This is a genomic window from Thiocystis violacea, assembly GCF_016583565.1.
GTDB lineage: Bacteria > Pseudomonadota > Gammaproteobacteria > Chromatiales > Chromatiaceae > Thiorhodococcus > Thiorhodococcus violaceus_A.
Window position 1 is genome coordinate 1 of sequence record NZ_NRRF01000134.1, and the last position, 5,459, is coordinate 5,459.

The window sequence follows — 5,459 nt, forward strand, 5'->3', positions numbered from 1 at the left end:
TGCGTGTGCGCGTCGATCAGTGCTGCGAACGGATGGGCCATCGGTTTTCTCCCCTTGAAAAAGGCGGGGAGCCTTTCCAGCCCGGCTCGCGAGCCGCCGAGTGTCACGGACTCGGATGGCGGTGTTCAGCCATCTTCTAAGAAAGACAGTCGGAAGCGTCAATGACGCTGCCGAAAACCGATCACATGGGGCTATCTGCAGCGAAAAAATACTCATCGGCAGGCATCATGCCTGCGGAATGTGCGTTCAAGGCCGTGATCGTCAACTACACCCGCAATCCGGAGCGCCGCTTCGAATTCGATGTGGGTGTCGACACGGATCAGGATCTGGCTGCGGCGCAGTCGCTGGCACTGCGCACACTGCTGGCGGTGACGGGTGTGTTGCACGATCCCAAACCGCTCGTCGTCGTGCGATCCTTGGGCGATTCCAACGTGATCTTGCGCTGCTATGCGTGGATCGATCAGTCGCGGGTCGACTTCCTCAAGGTCCGCAGCGAGGCGATCCGCGCGGTGAAGTCCGCGTTCGACGGTGCGGGAATCGTGATGCCGGAGCCGATCTACAAGGTACGCCTGTTCGACGCCGGCTCGGCCGCCGCAGCGAGCGCGGAGCGTGAGGCCAGGGTGCCCGCGAAGCGCCCGCCGGATGTGCGGCAGGCCGCCGACGCCGTTGGGTCCGTCGCCACCGGAGACGTGTCCGTGGACCGGACGATCGAGGACAAGGTCAAGGCCAGCGAAGCCGACGACGATGCGGGCAATCTGTTGAGCCCGGAGGCCGCCCGCGAGGTCTGACCCCATCGGCGCGATGAAGCACAGGCCCCGTTCGCCGCGGGGGCACTCGGCACACATGGACCCATGAGAGCGCGGCGCAAGAACCGAGGGATTTCAGACCAATTGACGCACCATGTCCTGGCCCGGCTCCTCGGCCGCAGCCGACTGCACCAATGCGGCCACCGCGCGCACGGTCACCACGTCCTCCGGCAGGTCGAGCGCCTTCTCGGCGCGCGCCAGCGCCAGTCGTCCGTGATATCCGGCGGCGTCTCGCATGGCGGCATCGCCGATCATTGCCAGCGATAGCAACGCCTTCTGCAACCGCACCGCAACCTCCACCGCGCCGGCGCCGTCGCGCGCGATCGCCGTGAAGGCATCATCGAACAGATCTGGCAGCGCAAGCTCCGGTACCGCTACGCGGTCGTACTTCGACGCCTCGTCCTCTTTCTTGGCGCCCGGGTCATTCCAGAGCACAAAGAGTCGAACGAGCGTTCCGATCACGTCGATCGCCGTCCCGGGGTCGTTGACCGCCGGGGACAGCGCGCGGCCGGCGATCTCCGACAGCACCACCAGGCCGAAACGCGGGTCTTCTTGAAACGTGCGGTCGTCTCCGATCAGGAAAGAGTCGATCACCTGCTCGCGGTCAATCGCGGGCTGCCCTCCCGGGCTGTCACTGACGAACGCCAACGCCCGCCCGGGGGCGGCAAAGGTGCCCGGCAAGGCCGTCACGACGATATGCCCCTGTGCCTTTTCGGCGCAGGCATGAAGCGCGGCGATATCGACGTGTTGTACGTAGCCCACCGTGGTCGCGAACACGGCTTGCCCAAAGACGTCTTGAGATTGTTTCGCCACGCCTTGGAGGCTAGGCGCATCGCGCCGGCGCTTCAGGGCGGCGGCCGTGGCCTTCTCGACGACGTCGATTGTCATTCCCAGGCGTCCAAGACGTGCAATGCGATCCACCCAGCGCAAGAACGTCAGTATGACGATGCTGAAGACAGCCGCCATGAGGACGAACAGAGTAAAGAGACCCGCCGGCTCGAAATAGTCGTTCTTCACGGCCGTTAGGGCCACGACGCTGAAAATGAACGCGCCGACGAAGGTTGAGAGGGCGTTCTGCGAGACATCGTCGGCAATGACCAGCCTGAATGCGCGCGGTGTCGCCGTCTTGCTGGCCGAAGCATAGGCCGAGACCATCGAGCCGACCGCGAAGGTGGCGATCACCAGCATGCTCGAGGCCATGATCGACAGGAGGCTCTCCAGGGAATCGGCGGAGATCGCCGGCACAAACCGCGCAAGATCCGTTTCATCCGCGAGCTTGGCGACAAACACGTTCGCAATCGACAACACACAAATCGCCAGCGGCTTCACCCATAGCCGCTCGCGTAGCCGATTAATGAACAATCTGAGCCGATCGACTGAGATGATGGCCGACATAGGGATGTCCTTTGTGCTGTCTGACTCCGGGCAAAGTGGACCCACTTCCAGGACAGTTTCCCCGGAACTCAAAGCGATCGTGCCCACGTTTGTCGCAACGGTTTGGCGCTGCCCCAGCCGCGTCGAAGCCGTCACTCAAGACACCATCCGACCCGCGATGAAAAGGAGGGCTCTTCATGCGTTTCGGACGGCTGAGGTCACCGAAGTTCGTTAGCGTTCGCAAGCGCCGCTGTCAGTCGGACTTCAGGCCGCGGACGGCTGTTCGCCGGGCAGATGATCCGCGACATAGGCCCCGCGCTCCCCGCGCGGACGCTCCTCGCCCCTGGTCGTGTCGCGCGCTGTCTGGCGTTCGATCTCCGAGTTGAGTTCGGCACCGAGGAGCGTGATCAGCGCCGAGAGATAGAGCCACATCAGCAGCACGATGACGGCGCCGATCGATCCATAGGTCGCGTTGTAGCTGCCGAATTGGGAGACATACAGGGAGAAGAGACCGGATGCCGCCAGCCAGAGGACGACGGCGACCAGCGACCCGACCGACACCCAACGCCAGCGCGCGAGACGCCGTGACGGGCCGTAGCGATAGAGGATCGCAAGCATGGTCAGCGCCAAGGCGGCCAGGACCGGCCAGCGCACCAGGTTCACGAGCATCTGTGCGAGCGCTCCCAGCCCGACATAACCCATGACGACCGGCACCGCCACGATCAGGGCCACCACCACGGCGATCAGGATGACCAGGGAGAAGGTCACGGAGAAGGCGGTCAGATTCAGCCGCAGGAAACCGCGTTGCTCGCGCTCATCGTACACGATATTCAGCGCCGTGATCAGCGACTTGGTGCCCCGCGTCGCGCTCCAGACGGACAAGAGGATCGCGCCGGCCAGCCCAGCGCCAAGGGTCTGCCCGGAGCCCGAGGCGACCTCGCGCATCTGCTGCGACAGCAACTGGTAGACCTCCGACGGCAGGAACGCGCTCAGCGAGGAGAACTGGCTCTCCACCTGGCCAGGGTCAGCGACCAGCCCGAACAGGGCGATCAGCGCCGCGATACCGGGAAACACGGCCAGCAGCCCGTAGAACGCGACCCCGGCCGCGACGAGGGAGATGTTGTCGGACGAGGTCGCGCGCCAAGCCCGCCCCAGGATCTTGACCCAGCCGCCTGGCGGGATCGCGTTGGGCGTATCGGCAAGGCGGCCGATCGCCTGGTCGGTTCGATCGTCGGAATCCATCGGTTCGCTCCCATGTTGCTAGCGCACTTGAGCCTGGATCCGGCGGCCGCACCGCCGCCGTCCGAGCGACGAGCCCCAGCGAGATGCGTCGATCTTGATCAGCACCGGGGGCCGTGCGAGGAGCAACGAGCGCTCAAAGGCCGGGGCCTGGGTTGCGTTCTCGCGATTGCTCAGACTGTGGGTGGTCTGCGCCCGAACACGAAGAACACCACGGCGACGATGAGTCCGACCACGAAGAGTATCCAGGCGATGTTGGACGCGGCTCCCGCGATCCCGGTCAGACCGAGCGCGCCGGCGATCAACGCCACGATGAGAAACATGAGGGCTAGATTTAGCATCATAAACTCCCAAGTAGATCAGTTGACTTCACTGAGCGTGGCGGCGGATGCCGCAACGCTCAACGACGGGCTCAGCTCTTTTCGAATTCGTCGACCTGGCGCTCCGCCTCTTCCTTGGCAACGCCGTAGCGTTCCTGGATCTTCCCGACGAGCTTGTCGCGCTCGCCCTCGACGGCCAGCAGATCGTCGTCGGTCAGATCGGCCCAACGTTCCTTCACGTTTCCCTTCAGTTCAGTCCACTTACCCTTGATCTCATCCCAGTTCATGCTTCACCTCCGCATAGCGAGTTGTGGTGCGCCCGATCGGCGTACGCCTTTGCATGCAGCGCCGAGGCGGACCGGTAGGCCGTCATGGCGACTCACGCGCCTGGCAACGATCTCGCCGCGACGCTTCGCCAATCGGCGCCTTGGCTCGGGGCATCGTGGATCGACGGGCGCGGCCTGCGCTCGATAATCGATTCAGCAATGGCCCCTGGACATCAGTAAAGCAGCCTGCGTGCCAGGTCTTCGTTTCGGGGCTCTAGGCTTGGGGTTCCAGGCTTCGCTGAAGCAGAGACCGCGTTGGAGGTGGCAACAGATCAACCGGAGATGGTGGATATGGACAAAGCATCCGGTAAATTCGGTGGATAGCCCCCGCGTCGAACGAGATGCTTAACATTGCGAGTCTGCAATGGATCCCCGTCAACCCTTAGAGGCCGTATCGCGGGAGGTCGTACGTGTCGGATTTCTCGCCCAAGCGGGACAGCAACGTCGCTGACCATGATCGACACGCGTGAATTCCACGCCCCTGCGCGGCCAATCTGAACGCCGCCCGAGGAACTCCCTACCTACTCGTCTTAAGCACCCTGGATGCCAAAGTGTCCGCATGAGCAACAGGACCCCGATGGATGCCATCACGAAGAGGCAACGGTTGCCGGGTCTGGAAACCAAGGATGCCGGTCGGGGTATAGCAACCACTCCGGGTTGTTTTGCCCCATGAGGCGTCGACCATCGCTGATCCGCGGCGACGCGGTGGTGTGCGATCGCATCGTCATCGTCAGTGACACCGATGCCGGACCCATCCATGAAACTGCATCCGTCCAGACCCAACCTGAGCGAAGCCATGGATCTTCGTTTTGACGCCAAGAACAGCCCGCTTGGCTTCAAACTGCGTACCATTGACCATACCAGCGCCGGGCTCAGGGATCTGATCCTGGATACGGAACGATGGAGCGTCCGTTTCCTCGCCGCGGAAGCGGACGCTTGGGCGCCGGATCGCGATGTGCTCGTCATGCCCAGCTCGGTGGCCGGCGTGGACGAGGCAGGGCGCGAGCTGGAACTGGCTGTGGATGCCGAAACCCTGCGCTCGAGTCCGCTCCTGACCCCGGGCGACGACCTCGACGGACTGGAGGAAGACGGCTGGCTGCCGCCCGCCTGACAGGCCCACTGGCGAGCCGAGATGGACCCAGAGCAGGGCGTGGACGCGCCGCCAGCGCCGGTCGATGAGATCCGCGCGGATCGGCTGCGACGCATCCCCCGCGAGACCGTGGACGGCGTGTCAGCAAGGATTATCGGCCTCTGGGGTCTCCACTTAACCGGAGTAAACTCCAAGGGTGACTTACCCTCATGCTGGCGTTGATTATCCGCGGACTGCGGGCGAGTTCCAGTCCTGGTTTCGCACCGATGCGGACTGCCTCGACTACCTGGAGTGGCTCCGGTGG

General features: G+C 63.9%; 6 protein-coding genes. 2 read left to right on the top strand and 4 right to left on the bottom strand.

Annotated elements, in window-relative coordinates; genetic code table 11:
* Positions 1 to 161 precede the first annotated feature (161 nt).
* The gene (locus CKO23_RS23655; RefSeq protein ID WP_242482696.1) at positions 162 to 788 is read left to right on the top strand and encodes a mechanosensitive ion channel family protein; all 627 of its coding nucleotides are present in this window, start codon (positions 162 to 164) and stop codon (positions 786 to 788) included.
* 93 nt (positions 789 to 881) lie between these two features.
* Here CKO23_RS23655 and CKO23_RS23660 read toward each other — a convergent pair whose 3' ends face one another.
* From CKO23_RS23660 to CKO23_RS23675, 4 genes are all read right to left on the bottom strand, one after another.
* Positions 882 to 2,201 (bottom strand): DUF2254 domain-containing protein, encoded by a 1,320-nt coding sequence (locus CKO23_RS23660; RefSeq protein ID WP_200335829.1) that lies wholly within the window; start codon positions 2,199 to 2,201, stop codon positions 882 to 884.
* Between the two features lie 243 nt (positions 2,202 to 2,444).
* Positions 2,445 to 3,422 (bottom strand): YihY/virulence factor BrkB family protein, encoded by a 978-nt coding sequence (locus tag CKO23_RS23665; RefSeq protein ID WP_200335830.1) that lies wholly within the window; start codon positions 3,420 to 3,422, stop codon positions 2,445 to 2,447.
* A 170-nt stretch (positions 3,423 to 3,592) separates the two neighbouring features.
* Complete coding sequence (locus tag CKO23_RS23670; RefSeq protein WP_200335832.1) at positions 3,593 to 3,760, bottom strand: DUF1328 domain-containing protein; 168 nt, start codon at positions 3,758 to 3,760, stop codon at positions 3,593 to 3,595.
* A gap of 71 nt (positions 3,761 to 3,831) precedes the next feature.
* A complete protein-coding gene (locus CKO23_RS23675; RefSeq protein WP_200335833.1) occupies positions 3,832 to 4,026 on the bottom strand; it encodes a CsbD family protein in 195 nt (64 codons plus the stop codon).
* 835 nt (positions 4,027 to 4,861) lie between these two features.
* Here CKO23_RS23675 and CKO23_RS23680 point away from each other — a divergent pair.
* Positions 4,862 to 5,176, top strand: a complete 315-nt coding sequence (locus CKO23_RS23680; RefSeq protein ID WP_200335834.1) for a hypothetical protein — start codon at positions 4,862 to 4,864, stop codon at positions 5,174 to 5,176.
* Positions 5,177 to 5,459: the final 283 nt, after the last annotated feature.